Genomic DNA, 16,320 nt, shown 5'->3' with positions numbered 1-16,320 from the left:
GCAAAGAGCGGGACGTCCCGGAAAACGTCCCGCTCTAACCATTGTGCGCGTTTACTACGGCGTATTGGGAGCGGCCGGAGTACTATTGGACGGAGCCGACGGCGTGGTCGCCGTTGGCGACGGTGGTGTTGGATTGACCGGATACGGGGCCGGAGCCGGTTGCGTAACGGCCGAAGAGTTCGTGTTATCAATTGTCGGGCTTGCGCGGCCGTAGAAATACCACGCGGCCAGGGCGACCGCGATGACCAGCACGGCAATCACGCCCCAAGAAGAGCCGTAAGTGGTTGGGCGGACCATGTCATCGACTTCGCGGGTCTCGCCGGTTCGGGGATCGGTATAAATAGCCATTGGCGTCTCCTGAGTTGGTTTCTCAGAAAACGGTCGTCTTCCGACACGGGTTCCACACGAACGTCCGAGGTTAACGGCCGACACCGCCAAAACACCGTTCACAGAATGCATCGGCCCGAAACGAAAAGAGAGCGGCACTTCAGGCCGCTCTCTTTCGAGCTTATCGCTCAGACAGAACCGCTATTGGGGACGGCGTGTGTTCTGCCTCCGCCGATGTAGACTTCGGGGGAGAAGTCATCCCGTAAATCCGGGAGCAACAACTACGCGGCACGACTGCTGCCGTCGGCTCACTGAAACAATCTGATTTGGGTCGGATGCGGCAAGCCGGGCGAACGCCGAATATCTATTTTTCTCCCTCATGTGACGTGACGGCATCAACTTGGAAGTGGATGCTCAGCCCGACTGCAAGTTGCGAGCAACACAGCCGAATTTTCAGTCCAAGATCAAATTTCGGCCTTGAGGCTGCGCTCGATGATTCGCGCGGTGCTTTCCGCAACGTGCTCATCGGGCCGATTCGGCCGAGCCCGTTTTATCCAGCCTGCAACGCGAGGCCTGGGAGTATGGACTTGCGGAACCGGAGGCTGATCATCAACAGGCCGCGTCCGCGCGATGGGAGCGACCGGCGCAGGCAAGGATGCACGTTCGGCGGCATCCATGAGAGCCGCAAGCTGGGGCGCGGACATATCCGGCGAAGAAAGCGCCCGCGCTTCAACTCGATAACGAGCGGGCTGCCAGGCTGCGGCGCGAGCCTGGACTTCGAGTCCGCGCTCTACCCGCGAAATCGGAGCGTCCTCTGCTTCCGCGAAGGTCAACACTGATGCTGCGTGCCGCGCCATCGTTCTGCCGAGATCGGCTATTGCCGCGACAGTTCCGCTGACCATCACGGCATACGACAAACAGATGATGAATGTGCGAAATCTCACTGCGGCCGCCTATGTATCGGACCATGTAACGAACAACGGTGTTTCCTGTTCCCGCCGGTCCTAACCCGAATTCAGCGTGACCTCCGTGCGAAGCGACAACAAAGTAAACGGCTGTTTGTTAATGCCTGTCTCGGGGCGTCCGCACCGCCATTCTTCAATTTTTCTATCCTGCGGCGAATTTTGACGACCGGACGCTCGCACTTTGGCCTAACGTCTCAAGGCTTGCGGCTGGCCATAAAAACCGAACTTCAAAGCGTGGTCCGAAGTTCTCCTTCGTACTAATACCGGCATTCAGGGAGATAGAACTAATGTCACGCCCGGTGATCGTCGATATTCCGCACACGCTCGGCAAGGACGAAGCGATCCAGCGATTGAAAACCGGATTTGCGCGCATCGCCGCCGGCGCTCCGCTGCTCGCGATCGAAGAAGAAGTTTGGAATAGTAATCAACTGACATTCAAGCTCGCGGCATTGGGGCAATCGGCGGCAGGCAAGGCAACCGTCGATGACTCAAATGTCCGGGTCGAGATTATGCTTCCGTGGTTCCTGCAAAAACTCGCGGAAGGCCTTCAGACCGCGATCCGGTCGCGCGGACAAATCCTGCTGGAGAAAAAATAGCAACTGCTGAAGACCAATCGGCTCACTTCGCCAAATCCTCGATGCAGGGATAGGCCGTGATTAATGCCTTGGTCGCAAGGTTGATGAAGGGAAGCGAAAGCTGGTCGGGATGTGCTTTCAAATCGCGAATGATCGTTAGTCGCAAATCGTCCAGACGCAAAACATGGGGCGCGCACCATTTCACGTCGACACCGTTTTCCCTGTCGAGATTGTTTATGTCGAGCAGAGCCTGAAGATAACCGATGCACGCCATGTCCGCTTTTTGGCAGTGGGACAGCCAAAACTTGCCGGCGTGGATATCCTGCTCAGCCCTGAGCGGTAGGGCGTGGAGCATCGATGCACAAAACGCGACGATAAATAAAACTTTGGACAGCGAATTACCCTTCCATAGCAGCCGCAGCTGCATGTCGAGTTAGAAAGCAAAGCCAGCCGGTGAATGCAAGCACGCCGGTATGTCTTGCACTAAAGTATCTTGCGGTTAAGAGACGTTTTCCGAGGTTCGCGCCGCCTCGCATAGGAAAGCCCCAAAAGCGTACGGAGACGACGTATTCTCACGGTTGAGTTTACCTTGCAGCCTTTGCGTAATACCGCCTACCATTGTTGCGGATGAACTGGAGCATGCCCATTGAGCGACGATCCGTACAAAGTTCTCGGCGTCAGCAAAGACGCCTCTCAGGATGACATTCAAAAAGCCTACCGCAAGCTTGCCAAAAAGCTGCACCCTGACCTCAACCCTGGAAATAAAGCCGCCGAAGACGAGTTCAAGAAGGTCTCGGGCGCGTATGACGTGTTGGGCGATGCCGATAAGCGTGCGCGTTACGATCGCGGCGAAATCGATGCATCGGGCGCCGAACGCCCACAACGCGAATACTATCGCAATTATGCCGGCACTCAGGCAGACCCGTACGCGACCAATGAAGGCTTCTCCGATTTCTCCGGCGACGACGATATTTTCTCTAGCATCTTCCGGCGCGGCGCACGCAGCAACGTCCGCATGCGTGGGCAGGACATGCACTACCGGCTGGAGCTCGATTTTCTCGACGCGGTCAACGGTGGGATGAAGCAGCTGACGCTCCCTGACGGATCGGTTCTGGAGGTATCGATCCCGGCCGGCACACGGGATGGACAAACGCTCCGGCTGCGCGGCAAAGGCGGTCCCGGCTTAAATGGCGGCTCACCGGGCGACGCCCTGATCGAAATCGGCATTCGACCGCACCCGGTATTTACGCGGAAAGGTGACGACATTCACGTCGATTTGCAGTTGCCGCTCGCCGATGCCGTGCTCGGAGGCAAGATCAACGTGCCGACGATCGGAGGCTCGGTGACGATGACCGTGCCGAAATGGTCCAATACCGGCCGCGTGCTCCGCCTCAAAGGAAAAGGCATCCGCCGGGCTGACGGCGCCAACGGCGACGAATATGTCACCCTGAAAATCGTATTGCCCGAGAAACCCGATCCCGACCTCGAAAAGCTTATCAGGGATTGGCAGCTCGGCACAGGTACGCCGCATCAGAGCACGGAGGCTTGAGATGCTTTATCATGAGTTCCTCATTCGCGCGCGCGTCGAAGACAACGCCGTGAAAGAGTGGGTCGCCGCCGGCTGGCTGATCCCGGCCAATCAGAACGGCGAAACGGAATTCTCCGACATCGACGTCGCACGGGCGCATTTGATCAATGACCTGAAAGGCGGCATAGGCGTCAACGATGAAGGTATCGGCGTGATCTTGCACCTGCTCGATCAGCTTCACGGAGTGCGGCGGACGCTTAACGAGCTTCTGTCGGCAGTACAGTCAGGTCCGGACGACCTCCGTACCCGGCTCGTCGCGCATCTTGAGGGCACGCTTTCAGACCTGCGCACAGGTTCGCGCGAATAGCGTCGAGAGCCGCAGAATGCCAATTCGAGACGTTTGAGCGGCACTCGGCGGCATTCGAACGATTGCTTTCACAAGATGTTAAGTACACCGCTAAGCCCCTCGCCTCATTAACGGAATCGACGGGCATCTCGCATACAGTCCTCCACAGCCAGGCGTACAGTTCACCCTGGCGATCCGGCAGAGAAAGTATTGCGTTATGTCGCTCAAGTTGATGACCCGTCCGCGTCCCGCACCTTCCCAAGAAATCGACAGCCCGGAGGACATCGCCGAGATGATGGCCGAAGCTGCCCGCGTGGACGCGATGTTTCAGAGCGGCGCAATCTCAACCTTGTTTCCGTACGCTGTTGCATTCGCGGCCGCGGAGCCTGAGCCGTGCCAACACGCCTCGGACTCCGACGTGCATCGTCAGTTGACCCTTTTCTGATCCGGGAGCCAGCGCGGGAAGCGAGTCCAACTTGCGAACCCTTCGTCTCCAGCAACCGGCGACCCTTCCCCTTTTTTCGACCGCGGTAATAACACCCTCCGCCTGTTGCGCCGCGAAGCGCGGCTTATTGCGAGTGTCCTAAGCCGAAAGCCGTCAGAATATTCATTTGGCGGGCTTGCTGGCGCCTTCTTTTCGCATAGTGTCACGCGGCTGAAATTATTCAGTCATCGAACTGTGCTGGAGGCGCAATTTGAACCAAGTGGCATCGGGTTTGCTGGGTCGCTCTGGAATACGGAATGGACTAGCGACGGCACTTTTATCAGGTCTTTCCCTCTTGCTTCCCGCAGACGCGGGAGCCGAGGTATCTGTCGGCGAGCCGCAAACCTCGACAACGGCTGCGCCCCCCGAATATGTCCCCGACAGCGAATTTCCGTTCGAGCTGAAAAAGATCGTTGACGGCAAGCTAAAACTGCCATGGGCCATGGCTTTTCTTCCGGACGGCCGGATGCTGGTCACGGAACGGCCGGGCGGCCTGCGCATCATCGAAGGCGACACGATGTTGTCCGACTCGATCAGCGGTGTGCCTGAGGTCAGCGTTGGGGGCCATTCCGGCCTTCTGGACGTACTCGTCGATCGTAACTTTCCGAATACCCACCGGCTGTTTTTATCCTACATGCACGGCGGCCCCAACGGTTCCACCATCCGAATTCTCCGTGCCCGCCTCGATGGCATGGCGCTGATCGACAAGCAGGTCATTTTCGAAAGCCGGCCGGCGATCAAGAACGCTACCGACCAGATCGGCGGCCGCCTCGCCTTCGGACCGGACGGAATGCTTTATTTGACCATCGGGGACCGTTTCCAGATGGAGCGGGCTCAGAACCTGATGGACGACGGTGGCAAGATCATCCGCATTCGCGACGACGGCAGCATCCCTGACGATAACCCTTTCGTCGGACGGCCGGACGCCCTTCCCGAAATCTATAGCTACGGTCACCGCAATCCGCAGGGCCTCATCGGCAATGCGGGCGATGGCCGGCTGTGGTCGGTCGAGCAAGGGCCGAAGGGCGGTGACGAGCTGAACCTCATCACCTCAGGCGGCAACTACGGGTGGCCGCTCGTGACGTTCGGTACCAACTATGACGACACGATCATTTCCAATCTGACGTCGGCGCCGGGGCTGATCGATTCGGTGCATCACTGGGTGCCCTCGGTCGCAACCGCGAGCCTAGTTTCGTATTCGGGTTCGGTCATGCCCGAAGACTGGCTGGGCAACTTCCTGGTTGGCACGCTTGTCGGACAATGCCTCGTTCGGCTTGAGGTGACGAACGGTGTCGTCACCCGGGAACGTCGTTATCTCCACAACACGATTGGGCGCATTCGCGATGTCGCCGTCTCGGCTGACGGCTATATTTACCTCCTGACCGACGGCACCGCAGCATCGCTCTACCGGTTGGAGCCGACAGAGGATTTGCTGGCCAAGGCCAACAAGCCGCTTCAATAACCCGGCCCGGAAGACCGATTTAAACTCAGGGAGCAGGGCGTATGACGTCTTGCTCCTTTTTCATTAGGAATGGCGCCCAAGCCACGCACCACACCGAGGCTTCCACGCGCCTGTCAGTGCTGGCTCGATCGATCGCCCAATTGTCGTGGCATCTGCCTGATCTTTAATCGTGCATAGAGATTGACACTTTCCCCGGCTTACGCCCAAACTCATTTCGGAAATTGGGACGCCGTCACGCTGAGGTGACGAATAGCGTCACGTCGCCCAGAATTTCCCTATGGGAACTACTTGCTGGGGGACTTCAATGAGTGCACCAGAATCAAAAGTTATCGACGAGGACATCAAAGTCCTCCACTCGATGGGCTATGCGCAGGAACTTGCCCGGCGCATGCATACGTTCTCGAACTTCGCAATTTCATTCTCGATTATCTGTATCCTGTCAGGCGGCATCAATTCGTTGGCGCAGGCAACGTCCGGCTCCGGTGGCATCGGCATAGGAATCGGCTGGCCGCTAGGCTGTTTCATATCCGGCGTCTTCGCTCTCGCGATGGCGCAGATTAGCTCGGCTTATCCAACGGCGGGCGGCCTCTACCATTGGGGCTCGATTCTGGGCAACCGCTTTACCGGCTGGCTAACGGCATGGTTCAACCTACTCGGCCTTGTCACCGTTCTCGGCGCTATCAATGCCGGAACCTGGACCTTCTTCGAGGGCGCCTTTCCGGGGCTTGGCATTGAAAATAATCTGACAAATCAAACCATCTTCCTGGCGATCATCACCGGCACGATGGCTCTGATCAATCACTATGGAATTACGCTTACGGCCAAGCTCACGGACTTCTCAGGTTACCTCATCTTTGCGACCTCGGTCATCCTTGCGATTGTCTGTCTGATTTTTGCACCGAGCTGGGATTTTAGCCGCCTCTTCACCTTCCATAATTACTCCGGTGAAGCCGGCGGCGGCGTGTGGCCCGCGGTATCGGATACCTGGGTGTTCCTGCTCGGCCTCCTGCTGCCGATCTACACCATTACCGGATACGACGCTTCGGCCCACACATCGGAAGAAACGGTCGATGCCGCTCGTTCGGTGCCGAAAGGCATGGTGATGTCGGTCGTCTGGTCGCTGCTCTTCGGCTGGCTCATGCTGTCAGCGTTCGTGCTGATGATTCCGAATATGGATGAAGCTGCCAAACAGGGCTGGAACGTCTTCTTCTGGGCAATGGATCAGCGTGTTCCCGGAGGCATCAAGGAAGCGCTCTACATTGCGATCTTCATCTCGCAATTGCTTTGTGGCCTGGCGACAGTCACGTCGGCATCGCGGATGATCTTTGCGTTCGCCCGTGACGGCGGCTTGCCAGCCTCGAAGGCGCTCTCCAGGGTGTCGCCAAAGTATCGGACGCCGGTGACCGCGATCTGGACCGGCGCCATCGCCGCTTGGCTGTTCGTCTGGGGGGCGTCCGTCGTCTCGATCGCCGGCACGTCCGCCTATACGATCGTCGTCTCGTGTACCGTCATCTTCCTGTTCTTCTCCTTTGCAATCCCGATCACGCTCGGACTTTTTGCTTTCGGGACGGCGAAATGGCCGAAGATGGGACCTTGGAATATGGGATGGCCGCTCTATGCGCTGTTCAGCGTACTTTCGATCATTTCCATCATCCTGATCTTCATCATCGGCATCCAGCCGCCGAACGACTGGGCGTTGAACATTACGATCGGGTTCTTGATATTGACCGGCATCATCTGGCTTGCGTTCGAACGCAACCGCTTCAAAGGCCCGCCCATCGGCGACATGATCGCCAAGCGGCAGGCTGAAATCAAAGCGGCGGAGGCTGCCGTCGGCGAAGGGCACTAAGCCCGTTCAATGTCAACATTTAGGGCGGGCCGGATCAATCGATCCGGCCCGTATCTATGAAATAGTGTGCGTGATTTCTGATTAGGGAGGATGGACGATGGCTAACCGGCTCAAAGGAAAGATCGCGATTATATCTGGCGGAGCAACCGGCATGGGCGGAGCTTCGTCCCGGCTTTTTGCAGCCGAGGGCGCGGCAGTCGGCGTCATCGATCGAAACAAGGACGCTGGAGAAGCCGTCGTCGAGGAAATCAACAAAGCAGGCGGCAAAGCCGTCTTCGCTGCCGCAGACGTCGCGGACGAAGCGCAAGTTAATGCTGCCGTTGAAAGCGCGACTTCCGCGCTCGGTCCGGCAAATGTACTGTTCAATCATGCCGGGACCATCATCATTAAACCGTTCCTAGACATGACGCTTGATGAATGGGAATGGCTGATGGGCATCAACGTCCGAAGCATGTTCCTCATGACGAAGGCCGTGCTGCCGGGCATGCTCGCTCAGGGAAGCGGTTCGATCGTTTGTACGTCGTCGATCTCAGCCGTCGCCGCGACACCGATGGAAACGGCGTACAATACGTCAAAGGGCGCATGCCACATGTTTGCCCGTTCCATCGCCGTCGAATATCGCGATAGGGGAATCCGTTGCAATGCGGTATGTCCCGGCTTCGTCAAAACGCCCCATGGTCTTCGCGAAGTCGCCGAGCTGACGAAGCTCGGGGTCGATGCCTCCGAAGAGGCCCTTGCCGTTCAGCAGGGCCGGCTCTGCGAGCCCGAGGAGGTTGCCCGCGCGGCGCTGTTCCTCGCCAGCGACGAAGCAAGCTTCGTCAACGGTGCGCATCTCTTCGTCGACAATTGCTTTACCGCTGTATGAGCCAAAACTTTTTTGACATGATCGTTGCCGGCGTCGGCGCCATGGGCGCCCAGACCTGCTGGCATCTCGCGCAGCGGGGACAGCGTGTTCTGGGTCTCGATCGCTATGATATCCCGAACAGCATGGGCTCGTCGCATGGCGTGCACCGGATCGTTCGGCTCGCCTATTTCGAGCACCCGCTTTATGTGCCGGTCCTGCGGCGGGCGTATGAGCTTTGGCGACAGACGGAACAGCTTTTCGGGGAGCAACTTCTCTTCATCACCGGCTCGCTGGATATCGGCCCATCGGGCTCCGAGATCCTCAACGGTTCGCTCGAAAGCTGCAATCTGCATCGTCTTTCTCACGAACTGCTCGATGCAACCGCGGTGAACGCGCGCTATCCAGGATATAAAATTCCGGAAGGTTACGCTGCGGTGTATCAGGCCGATGGCGGCTTCGTTGCATCGGAGCGAGCCGTCATCGCAGCTGCGACGTTAGCAATGAACGCTGGCGCGACGCTACGGGCGCGCGAAGCAATCCTGGATTTCGACCGGCTCTCCGGTGGCGGCGTCAAGGTCACAACGACAAGAGGCACGTACGAAACCGGACGTTTAGTGATCTCCACAGGAGCCTGGATCGGCGAGCATATTCCCGCGTTGAAGTCGACGACGGTTCCAGAGCGCCAGGTGCTCGGCTGGTTCCGTCCGAAAAAGCCCGAGCGCTTCCGGCTTGGATGCTTTCCCGTTTCGAACCTCAAGTCCGAAGACGGCCATTTCTATCAGTTCCCCGTGTGGGGCGTGCCCGGATTCAAGATTGGCCGCTACCATCATCTCAAGGAACAAGGGCTGGCCGACGAACTCTCGCGCGAACCGAATGCGGCCGACGAAGCCGCGCTGCGATCAGGTCTGAAACGTTTTTTCCCCGATGCCGACGGCGATCTTCTCGCCATGCGCACATGCATGTTCACGAATACGCCCGACGAGCACTTCGTAATCGATACGATGCCGGGCTTTGAAGAGGTTATCGTTGCATCGCCATGTTCAGGCCATGGCTTCAAGTTTTCGAGTGCGATCGGCGAAATTCTCGCAGACCTCGCGATGAACAGGCCGCCAAAGTTCGATCTCTCGCCGTTTAAGATCACAAGGTTCCGCTAGCTATTTAAAAACCAAGCGCGTCTATTTAAGCAACTCAGGGCCGTTGCGGCCTTCGATCAGGAATTGCGATTCATCTTTCAGATTGACGCCGGAAAGCCCGCGGCGAAGCGCTTCGCGCAATAGCCATGCGGCCTTAAACGCCGCTTCATCGTAAGAGAGCCCGCGCGGCCGGATGTTCGAAATGCAATTGCGGTCGGCATCCTTCAGGCCAACGCGCGGCGCAAACGTGAGATAGGCGCCGAGGCTGTCGGGCGATGACAACCCAGGCCGCTCACCGATCAAAACCAACACGGCTTTCGCGCCCAAAATCTCACCAGCCTCGTCGCCCAGCGCGACGCGAGCGTCATCCGCCAAAAGTACCGGCCCCAGTTGCCATCCGGCGCGGCGCGCATGATCGAGAAAGGCGGACATTGTCGACACGACATTAGCCGCAACACCCATCGACGAAAGGCCGTCTCCGACAAGAACGACGAGATCGAGTTTCGTCAATGCCGTTTCGGAAAGTTGCTGCAACGCCTCGCGCGATTCCGACGATAGTCTGCGACCAAGGTCAGGGCGCCGCAAATATTCCGAGCGGTCATGCGATGCGCTCTTGATGCGAACGGTTTCGAGCCCGAGCGCGTGAAGCCCCTGCTCGATCGGCGCCCAATCGAGGGGCGTCGTCACCGCATCACGCGCCATGGCGTGCGATAGCGCGAAATTCAAAACTTCGCGCGTCGGCATCGCCGCGCCCGAACGTCCGAGACCGATGCGAGCATCCGTAAACTGGCGAAGGTTGGCCCAGGGATCCGTCGTCATGCCGCCATCCCCTGCGCGTGAGTGAGAAGCGGATTACCGGGCCGATGCGGCGCAAGATGGCCTGTCGGATCGGTCACACCAATGCGCGACAGCCATTCCTCGAATTCCGGTGCGCGCTTCAGACCCAACGCCTCACGGACATAAAGTGCGTCGTGAAACGACGTCGATTGATAGTTCAGCATGATGTCATCGGCGCCTGGAATGCCCATGATGAACGTAACGCCTGCCGCGCCGAGCATCATCAGGAGAATGTCCATGTCGTCCTGATCGGCCTCGGCGTGGTTTGTGTAGCAAACATCGCAGCCCATCGGCAGCCCGAGCAGCTTGCCGCAGAAATGATCCTCCAGCCCCGCACGGATGATCTCCTTGCCGTTGTAGAGATATTCCGGCCCGATGAAACCGACGACGGTGTTGACGAGCAGAGGCTTGAATTGACGAGCCACCGCATACGCGCGGGCTTCGAGAGTCTGCTGGTCGGCGCCGTGATGCGCCTCCGCCGAAAGCGCTGAACCCTGCCCCGTCTCGAAATACATGCAGTTGTCGCCGACGGTGCCGCGTTTAATCGAGAGCGCCGCTTCTCGGCCTTCTTTGAGATGCGCGAGAGTTACGCCAAACGAAGCATTGGCCGCCTCGGTGCCCGCAATCGACTGGAATACCAGATCGACGGGCGCCCCTTTCGCGATCGCGTCTATCGTCGTCGTGACGTGGGTCAGCACGCAGCTTTGAGTCGGGATTTCAAAGCGGCGGATGATGTCATCCATCATCTGTAAGAGATCGGTGATCGCCGTAACATTGTCGCTCGCCGGATTGATGCCGATGACGGCATCGCCGCAACCGTACATCAGGCCGTCGACGATGGACGCCGCAATCCCTTTCTTGTCGTCGGTGGGATGATTGGGTTGCAGTCGCACCGACATGTGACCGGGCAATCCGATGGTGTTGCGGAACTTGGTGACGACGTGCGCTTTTTTTGCGCCGAGGACGAGATCCTGATTGCGCATGATCTTCGACACCGCTGCAACCATCTCCGGCGTCAGCCCCGGCGCAAGTGCGGAAACAGTTTCGGCCGTCGCTTTTTCGGAAAGGAGCCAATCGCGGAATTCACCGACCGTCATGTGTGCGACGGGCGAAAAGGCAGCCGCATCGTGCGTGTCGATGATGAGCCGGGTCACGTCGTCGTCCTCATAGGGAACGACCGCTTCCGCTAGAAACGTTTTCAGAGGAACATCGGAGAGCGCCATTTTGGCAGCAACGTTTTCGGCCGCCGATGTTGCGGCAATGCCCGCCAGCACGTCTCCGGAGCGCGGCGGCGTCGCCTTCGCGAGCAATTCCTTCAGTGTCGCAAATGCGTAGGTCGTCCCGCCGGCCTGCACCTTGTACATAAGCGTTCTCCTGGTCCTGAACCGCCAGCCGTCCTCAATAATGTCTCCGAACGGACGGCGCGCAAGCGGGAATTACCGGGCAAATGTTTGTCACGGCTGCATGATCCTTATGCAGTAATTGCCCCCTTCGATTTCGCCGAGGCCTGCGACGCGCCTAATCTGGCTTGCTCCGCCACACCGGCTATGAAGGCATCGATCGATGCGCGAAACGCCGCTCCCGGGTCGAGTGCCTTCAGCGCAGATACCAGAGAGCGCGTGGCTTTGTAGGCCACAGGATCGAGCGCGTTCAGTTCTGCTTCGTCAGCGTCCCCGATAGGCCGCAACAAACCTTCTGCTTCGGCCAGCGCAAACCCCAAAATGAAAGCGTAGAATGCAAGACCCAGTCCCGCCGCTTCTGCATCGGCCAAGCCCGCGCGGCGCATGGCGCAGTAAACGATCTCGCTCGATACGTGGTCGGCAGGCCCGGTCGCATGATAGCGAAAATGAAGGTGAAATATGCGCGGGTAGCGATGCGCGAGCGAGCGATAGGAGTCGGCAACTGCCCTCAGATCACTCCGCCAGCACTTCGTCGCCACCGGCACCTCGACGCCTTGCAAAGCGTGGTCTGCGATCGCCCTCAACAACTCTTCCTTAGAGCGGAAATGATGCAGCACCGTCATCGGATCGACGCCGAGAATGCCCGCGAGCTTGCGGATGGAAAAGCCGCTTTCGCCTTCATTGGCAAAAAGCTCAAACGCGGCTTCCAGAATGGCCTGCTTATCGACCTTGCGACGCGCCCGGGTGTTTAAGGCAACCATTCTTTCCAACCCTCTTGACACTTCTACGGTGTAGACTTTAGTTTTATCAGAAAGCAAGTAAAGCCCGCCCGGTCAATAAAATTAAGTCCTTTTTTCCGGGCTTCGGCATTGGAACTCCGTCGATGGGATCGATGCATCTCTGGCTCATCGCTTTGCGCCTACATTGCGCCGGGCTTCGCCTATTGCCAATGCTGGCCAGAGACGAGCTTCCCCATCCAAAGCGCGAGCTTCTGAAGCTTTGTGCACGCATCGGCTATACGCCGCAATGACGTCTCTCAGCCGTTCTTTCGCCGGTCATCCGAGTGTGCCATTCGCTGGAGACAGTGCCGTGTCCAATCGCATCAAGACTAAGCAATTCCAAGATCTCGACTCGCAGCATCATCTTCACCCCTTCACGACGCATCAATCGCTGCGGACCGAAGGGCCGCGCGTCATCGTCAAGGGCGAAGGTGCTTATCTTTACGATAGCGAAGGCGCGCGCATCCTCGACGGAATGGCCGGGCTTTGGACAACGAACATCGGCTACGGCAACAAGGAGCTAGCCCAGGCAGCCTACGATCAGATCCTAGAGCTGCCATTCTACAATACGTTTTTTAAGACGACGCACCCTCCCGTCGTCGCCCTCGCGCGAAAGCTCGCGGAATTAGCGCCCGCCAACCTCAATCAGGTTTTTTTTGGGTCTTCGGGTTCGGAATCGAATGACACCGCGATCCGCCTTATCCGCCATTACTGGGCGCTAAAGGGAGAGCCGAAACGCCGGATCATCATCAGCCGCAAGAATGCATACCACGGCTCGACCATCGCATCCGGCTCGATGGGCGGCATGAGCCACGTGCATCACCACAGCTATCCCGTGTACGAAGGCTTTCGCCACGTAATGGACCCCTGCTGGTATGACGAATCCTTCGACGGCGAAACACCGGAAGCTTTCGGACTTCGCGCGGCCCGCGCGATCGAAGACGAAATTCTGCGCTTCGGGCCGGAGAATGTCGCCGCCTTCGCTGGAGAACCGGTGCAAGGCGCGGGCGGTGTGAAGATCGCACCTGACAGCTATTGGCCGGAAGTGCAGCGCATCGTCGATAAGTACGGCATCCTGCTGTTAGCTGACGAAGTGATCACCGGCTTCGGCCGTCTCGGATCGTGGTTCGCGTCCGAATACTACGGCATTCGTCCGAACCTGATTACCTTCGCAAAAGCGGCAACCTCCGGCTACATTCCCCTTTCCGGTGTGCTCGTTGACGACAAGATCGTCGATGCGCTGATGGCCGAGAACGATGACTTCAATCACGGCTACACGTTCTCAGGCCACCCCGTCGCCTGCGCCGTCGCTTTGAAGAATTTAGAGATCATGGAGCGCGAACGTCTCGTACCGCGCGTGAAGGATGAGACTGGCCCGGCGCTCGCGAGACTGTTGTCGCGCTTCAAGGACCATCCGATCGTCGGAGAGGTTCGCTCCGTCGGCATGATGGGCGCCATCGAACTCGTCGCTGACAAGAAGACACGCCGCCGCTTTGCCGATCCCGGTCGCGTTGGACTGATCTGCCGCGATCATTTCTTCCGCGGCGGCTTCATCATGCGCGCGGTTTTCGACACCATGGTATGCGCCCCTCCCTTGATCTGGACGGAAGCGCAATTCGATGAAGCGGGCACGGCCATCCAAAAAGCGCTCGATCAAACGCTCGCCGATGTCAAAGGAGAAGTGACGGCATGAGCCGCCCCATCGTTGTGATTCCAAGCTGCACGAAGGACATTGGAGGTCTGACGTTCGATGTAGTCGGACGAAAGTACTCGGCTGCCGTCGCCGAAGTCTCCGAATGCCAACCGCTGCTGATACCGCTTGGCAAGAGCATGGCAGACATCGGCTCCGTGCTGGAGGTTGCCGATGGTATTTTGCTCTCGGGAAGTCTCTCGAACGTCGAGCCGCTGCATTACGGCGACGAGCAGCCGTTAGATCCCAAAAGCGTCGATCGCGACCGGGATGCGTTGACGCTGCCTTTGATCCGAACTGCCGTTGAACGCAAGATCCCGCTATTCGCGATCTGTCGCGGATTTCAGGAATTCAACGTCGCGCTCGGCGGCACTTTGCACCAGGCGGTGCACACCGTCGATGGACATCACGATCATCGCGAACCGGCGGATGAGGATTACGAGATCAAGTTCGGGCCGAAGCATCAGGTTCGTCTTGCGGGCGAGCTAAAAAATTGGCTCGGCAAAGAACAGCTGACAGTGAATTCGCTGCATTGGCAGGGCATCAAAAAACTGGCGGCGCCTCTGGTCGCCGAAGCTTTCGCGGAAGACGGCCTTATCGAAGCTATTCGAGCACCTGATGGAAATGCGTTTTCTCTCGGCGTGCAGTGGCATCCGGAGTGGCACCCCGACACCAATCCCGCGTCGGTTGTCCTCTTCCGCCGCTTCGGCGACGCAGCCCGCAGCAGAATTGCGAAGGGCCGCGCAGCATGAGCGACACGTTCATTACCATCGACGAAACCGAGGCGTTTCTTAACGCCAACCCCGACGTAAGGTGGATCGATCTCATCCTGTTCGACATGAACGGCATTCCGCGGGGAAAGCGATTCCGGCGCGACGATCTCCTTGGCGTCGCGAAGAACGGCTTGCTCATTCCATCGACGGTATTTGTCATGGATGCGCGCGGCAATTGCATCGAGGAAACAGGCAGGCTTTGGGAGACGGGCGACCCTGACGTTCAGTTCCGCATGCTGGAAGGCACCCTACGGCCCATCCCCGTTGGCGAAGGTAGACACGCGCAGGCCGTCATCTCCGTCTCCGAGCCGGACGATCTTTGTCCGCGCGGCGTCCTAGCAAAACAAGTCTCGGAGTTCGACGCTTTGGGACAAACGCCGGTCGTTGCGGTCGAGCTCGAATTCTATGTGACCAAGCCGCAAACGAACGGGGCTTTCAAGCTGGAAACGCCGGACGGCCTGTCGGACGACCCCGAGCGTCCGATGACATTTCAGTTCGACGAGATCGACGTCCTGTCGCCTTTCATCGATACAATTTACAAGATTGCTGACTCACAAGGTCTCCCGGTCGACGCAATCATGCAGGAATCGGGGCCGGGACAGTTCGAAATCAATCTCAAACATAAAGCCGATGCGGTCGGCGCCGCGACCGATGGGTTATTGTTGAAGCGTTGCGTCAAGGCTGCCGCAAAGGCCCACGGGCTTGAGGCGACATTCATGGCGAAACCGCACCATGAGTGGCCGGGCTCCGGAATGCACCTGCACGCGAGCTTATTCGATCGCGACGGTCACAACGTCTTTTCAGGTGATCCGATGTCGCCGCTGTTCCGCCACGCCATTGGGGGACTGCAGGCGACAATGTGCGATTTCATGGCGGTTTGGGCGCAATCGGCAAATTCCTATCGCCGGTATGTTCCAAAGAATTATGTCTCGATGGCCGCGCATTGGGGATTCAACAATCGCAACGTCGCGCTCCGTATTCCGCGCGCCTCCGGTCCGGCCACGCGTGTCGAGCATCGCGTTGCCGGAGCCGATGCCAATCCCTTTCTCGTTCTCGCCGCCATACTCACCGGAATTCGGCACGGCATGGCAAACAAGATCGAGCCTGGGCCCGTAGCCGAAGGCGATCCAGATGGTTGCGACGCTCCGCAGCTGCCGACAATCTGGTTTAACGCTCTTGAAGGCTTCCATAAATCGAGAGTCGTTAGAGACGCATTCGGACCGGCGTTCCAGGACGTCTATTATCGCTTGAAACAGACGGAACGAGCGAATTTCGAACGCATCGTCACGTCGCTCGATCACGCGTGGTACGCCCAAGTTGCATAAGGC

17 protein-coding genes are annotated in these 16,320 nt (G+C 58.4%); 11 read left to right on the top strand and 6 right to left on the bottom strand.

Features of this window, described 5'->3' with window-relative positions:
• Positions 1-54 precede the first annotated feature (54 nt).
• Both VHB22_RS09760 and VHB22_RS09755 read right to left on the bottom strand, forming a co-directional pair.
• Positions 55-348, bottom strand: coding sequence for a hypothetical protein (locus tag VHB22_RS09760; RefSeq protein WP_325456785.1), 294 nt, complete (start codon positions 346-348; stop codon positions 55-57).
• A 443-nt stretch (positions 349-791) separates the two neighbouring features.
• Entirely contained in the window at positions 792-1,271 is a 480-nt protein-coding gene (locus VHB22_RS09755; RefSeq protein ID WP_325456784.1) for a hypothetical protein, read from the bottom strand.
• A gap of 308 nt (positions 1,272-1,579) precedes the next feature.
• Between VHB22_RS09755 and VHB22_RS09750 the strand changes: the two genes are divergently transcribed.
• Positions 1,580-1,888 (top strand): polyhydroxyalkanoic acid system family protein, encoded by a 309-nt coding sequence (locus VHB22_RS09750; RefSeq protein WP_325456783.1) that lies wholly within the window; start codon positions 1,580-1,582, stop codon positions 1,886-1,888.
• A 22-nt stretch (positions 1,889-1,910) separates the two neighbouring features.
• Here VHB22_RS09750 and VHB22_RS09745 read toward each other — a convergent pair whose 3' ends face one another.
• Positions 1,911-2,294, bottom strand: coding sequence for a Rap1a/Tai family immunity protein (locus tag VHB22_RS09745; protein ID WP_325456782.1), 384 nt, complete (start codon positions 2,292-2,294; stop codon positions 1,911-1,913).
• 219 nt (positions 2,295-2,513) lie between these two features.
• Here VHB22_RS09745 and VHB22_RS09740 point away from each other — a divergent pair, with 219 nt between their 5' ends.
• From VHB22_RS09740 to solA, 7 genes are all read left to right on the top strand, one after another.
• Positions 2,514-3,416, top strand: coding sequence for a DnaJ C-terminal domain-containing protein (locus VHB22_RS09740; protein ID WP_325456781.1), 903 nt, complete (start codon positions 2,514-2,516; stop codon positions 3,414-3,416).
• 1 nt (position 3,417) lies between these two features.
• Positions 3,418-3,762, top strand: coding sequence for a chaperone modulator CbpM (locus VHB22_RS09735; protein ID WP_325456780.1), 345 nt, complete (start codon positions 3,418-3,420; stop codon positions 3,760-3,762).
• 196 nt (positions 3,763-3,958) lie between these two features.
• Positions 3,959-4,186 (top strand): hypothetical protein, encoded by a 228-nt coding sequence (locus VHB22_RS09730; RefSeq protein WP_325456779.1) that lies wholly within the window; start codon positions 3,959-3,961, stop codon positions 4,184-4,186.
• A 259-nt stretch (positions 4,187-4,445) separates the two neighbouring features.
• Complete coding sequence (locus VHB22_RS09725) at positions 4,446-5,687, top strand: PQQ-dependent sugar dehydrogenase (RefSeq protein WP_325457143.1); 1,242 nt, start codon at positions 4,446-4,448, stop codon at positions 5,685-5,687.
• Positions 5,688-5,991: 304 nt separating this feature from the next.
• Positions 5,992-7,536 (top strand): amino acid permease, encoded by a 1,545-nt coding sequence (locus VHB22_RS09720; RefSeq protein ID WP_325456778.1) that lies wholly within the window; start codon positions 5,992-5,994, stop codon positions 7,534-7,536.
• Positions 7,537-7,633: 97 nt separating this feature from the next.
• Positions 7,634-8,401 (top strand): SDR family oxidoreductase, encoded by a 768-nt coding sequence (locus tag VHB22_RS09715; protein WP_325456777.1) that lies wholly within the window; start codon positions 7,634-7,636, stop codon positions 8,399-8,401.
• A gap of 17 nt (positions 8,402-8,418) precedes the next feature.
• Positions 8,419-9,534, top strand: a complete 1,116-nt coding sequence (gene solA / locus VHB22_RS09710) for an N-methyl-L-tryptophan oxidase (RefSeq protein WP_325456776.1) — start codon at positions 8,419-8,421, stop codon at positions 9,532-9,534.
• 21 nt (positions 9,535-9,555) lie between these two features.
• Here solA and eutC read toward each other — a convergent pair whose 3' ends face one another.
• The 3 genes from eutC to VHB22_RS09695 all read right to left on the bottom strand — a co-directional run bounded on the left by eutC (position 9,556) and on the right by VHB22_RS09695 (position 12,511).
• Positions 9,556-10,332, bottom strand: a complete 777-nt coding sequence (gene eutC / locus VHB22_RS09705; RefSeq protein WP_325456775.1) for an ethanolamine ammonia-lyase subunit EutC — start codon at positions 10,330-10,332, stop codon at positions 9,556-9,558.
• A complete protein-coding gene (locus VHB22_RS09700; RefSeq protein WP_325456774.1) occupies positions 10,329-11,714 on the bottom strand; it encodes an ethanolamine ammonia-lyase subunit EutB in 1,386 nt (461 codons plus the stop codon). Before VHB22_RS09700 ends, eutC begins: the two co-directional genes overlap by 4 nt.
• 107 nt (positions 11,715-11,821) lie before the next feature.
• Positions 11,822-12,511, bottom strand: coding sequence for a TetR/AcrR family transcriptional regulator (locus VHB22_RS09695; RefSeq protein WP_325456773.1), 690 nt, complete (start codon positions 12,509-12,511; stop codon positions 11,822-11,824).
• Positions 12,512-12,839: 328 nt separating this feature from the next.
• On the opposite strand from VHB22_RS09695, the gene VHB22_RS09690 reads away from it, so the two are divergent.
• Genes VHB22_RS09690 through VHB22_RS09680 form a run of 3 tightly spaced genes read left to right on the top strand, consistent with a single transcriptional unit; the run spans position 12,840 to position 16,317 of the window.
• Positions 12,840-14,222, top strand: a complete 1,383-nt coding sequence (locus VHB22_RS09690) for an aspartate aminotransferase family protein (protein ID WP_325456772.1) — start codon at positions 12,840-12,842, stop codon at positions 14,220-14,222.
• Positions 14,219-14,971, top strand: a complete 753-nt coding sequence (locus tag VHB22_RS09685; protein ID WP_325456771.1) for a gamma-glutamyl-gamma-aminobutyrate hydrolase family protein — start codon at positions 14,219-14,221, stop codon at positions 14,969-14,971. Before VHB22_RS09690 ends, VHB22_RS09685 begins: the two co-directional genes overlap by 4 nt.
• Positions 14,968-16,317 (top strand): glutamine synthetase family protein, encoded by a 1,350-nt coding sequence (locus VHB22_RS09680; protein ID WP_325456770.1) that lies wholly within the window; start codon positions 14,968-14,970, stop codon positions 16,315-16,317. Before VHB22_RS09685 ends, VHB22_RS09680 begins: the two co-directional genes overlap by 4 nt.
• The last annotated feature ends 3 nt before the right edge of the window (positions 16,318-16,320 follow it).

The organism is Hyphomicrobium sp. (assembly GCF_035548195.1).
Taxonomy (GTDB): domain Bacteria; phylum Pseudomonadota; class Alphaproteobacteria; order Rhizobiales; family Hyphomicrobiaceae; genus Hyphomicrobium_B.
Note: the sequence above shows the minus strand (reverse complement) of the source record. Positions and strands in the feature narration are given on the sequence as shown.

Coding starts and splice junctions, on each gene's coding strand:
- VHB22_RS09695 (WP_325456773.1), bottom strand. CDS start 12,511: ATGGTTGCCTTAAACACCCGGGCGCGTCGCAAGGTCGATAAGCAGGCC.
- solA (WP_325456776.1), top strand. CDS start 8,419: ATGATCGTTGCCGGCGTCGGCGCCATGGGCGCCCAGACCTGCTGGCAT.
- VHB22_RS09730 (WP_325456779.1), top strand. CDS start 3,959: ATGTCGCTCAAGTTGATGACCCGTCCGCGTCCCGCACCTTCCCAAGAA.
- VHB22_RS09760 (WP_325456785.1), bottom strand. CDS start 348: ATGGCTATTTATACCGATCCCCGAACCGGCGAGACCCGCGAAGTCGAT.
- VHB22_RS09685 (WP_325456771.1), top strand. CDS start 14,219: ATGAGCCGCCCCATCGTTGTGATTCCAAGCTGCACGAAGGACATTGGA.
- VHB22_RS09700 (WP_325456774.1), bottom strand. CDS start 11,714: ATGTACAAGGTGCAGGCCGGCGGGACGACCTACGCATTTGCGACACTG.
- VHB22_RS09750 (WP_325456783.1), top strand. CDS start 1,580: ATGTCACGCCCGGTGATCGTCGATATTCCGCACACGCTCGGCAAGGAC.
- VHB22_RS09745 (WP_325456782.1), bottom strand. CDS start 2,294: ATGCAGCTGCGGCTGCTATGGAAGGGTAATTCGCTGTCCAAAGTTTTA.
- VHB22_RS09735 (WP_325456780.1), top strand. CDS start 3,418: ATGCTTTATCATGAGTTCCTCATTCGCGCGCGCGTCGAAGACAACGCC.
- VHB22_RS09715 (WP_325456777.1), top strand. CDS start 7,634: ATGGCTAACCGGCTCAAAGGAAAGATCGCGATTATATCTGGCGGAGCA.
- VHB22_RS09720 (WP_325456778.1), top strand. CDS start 5,992: ATGAGTGCACCAGAATCAAAAGTTATCGACGAGGACATCAAAGTCCTC.
- eutC (WP_325456775.1), bottom strand. CDS start 10,332: ATGACGACGGATCCCTGGGCCAACCTTCGCCAGTTTACGGATGCTCGC.
- VHB22_RS09680 (WP_325456770.1), top strand. CDS start 14,968: ATGAGCGACACGTTCATTACCATCGACGAAACCGAGGCGTTTCTTAAC.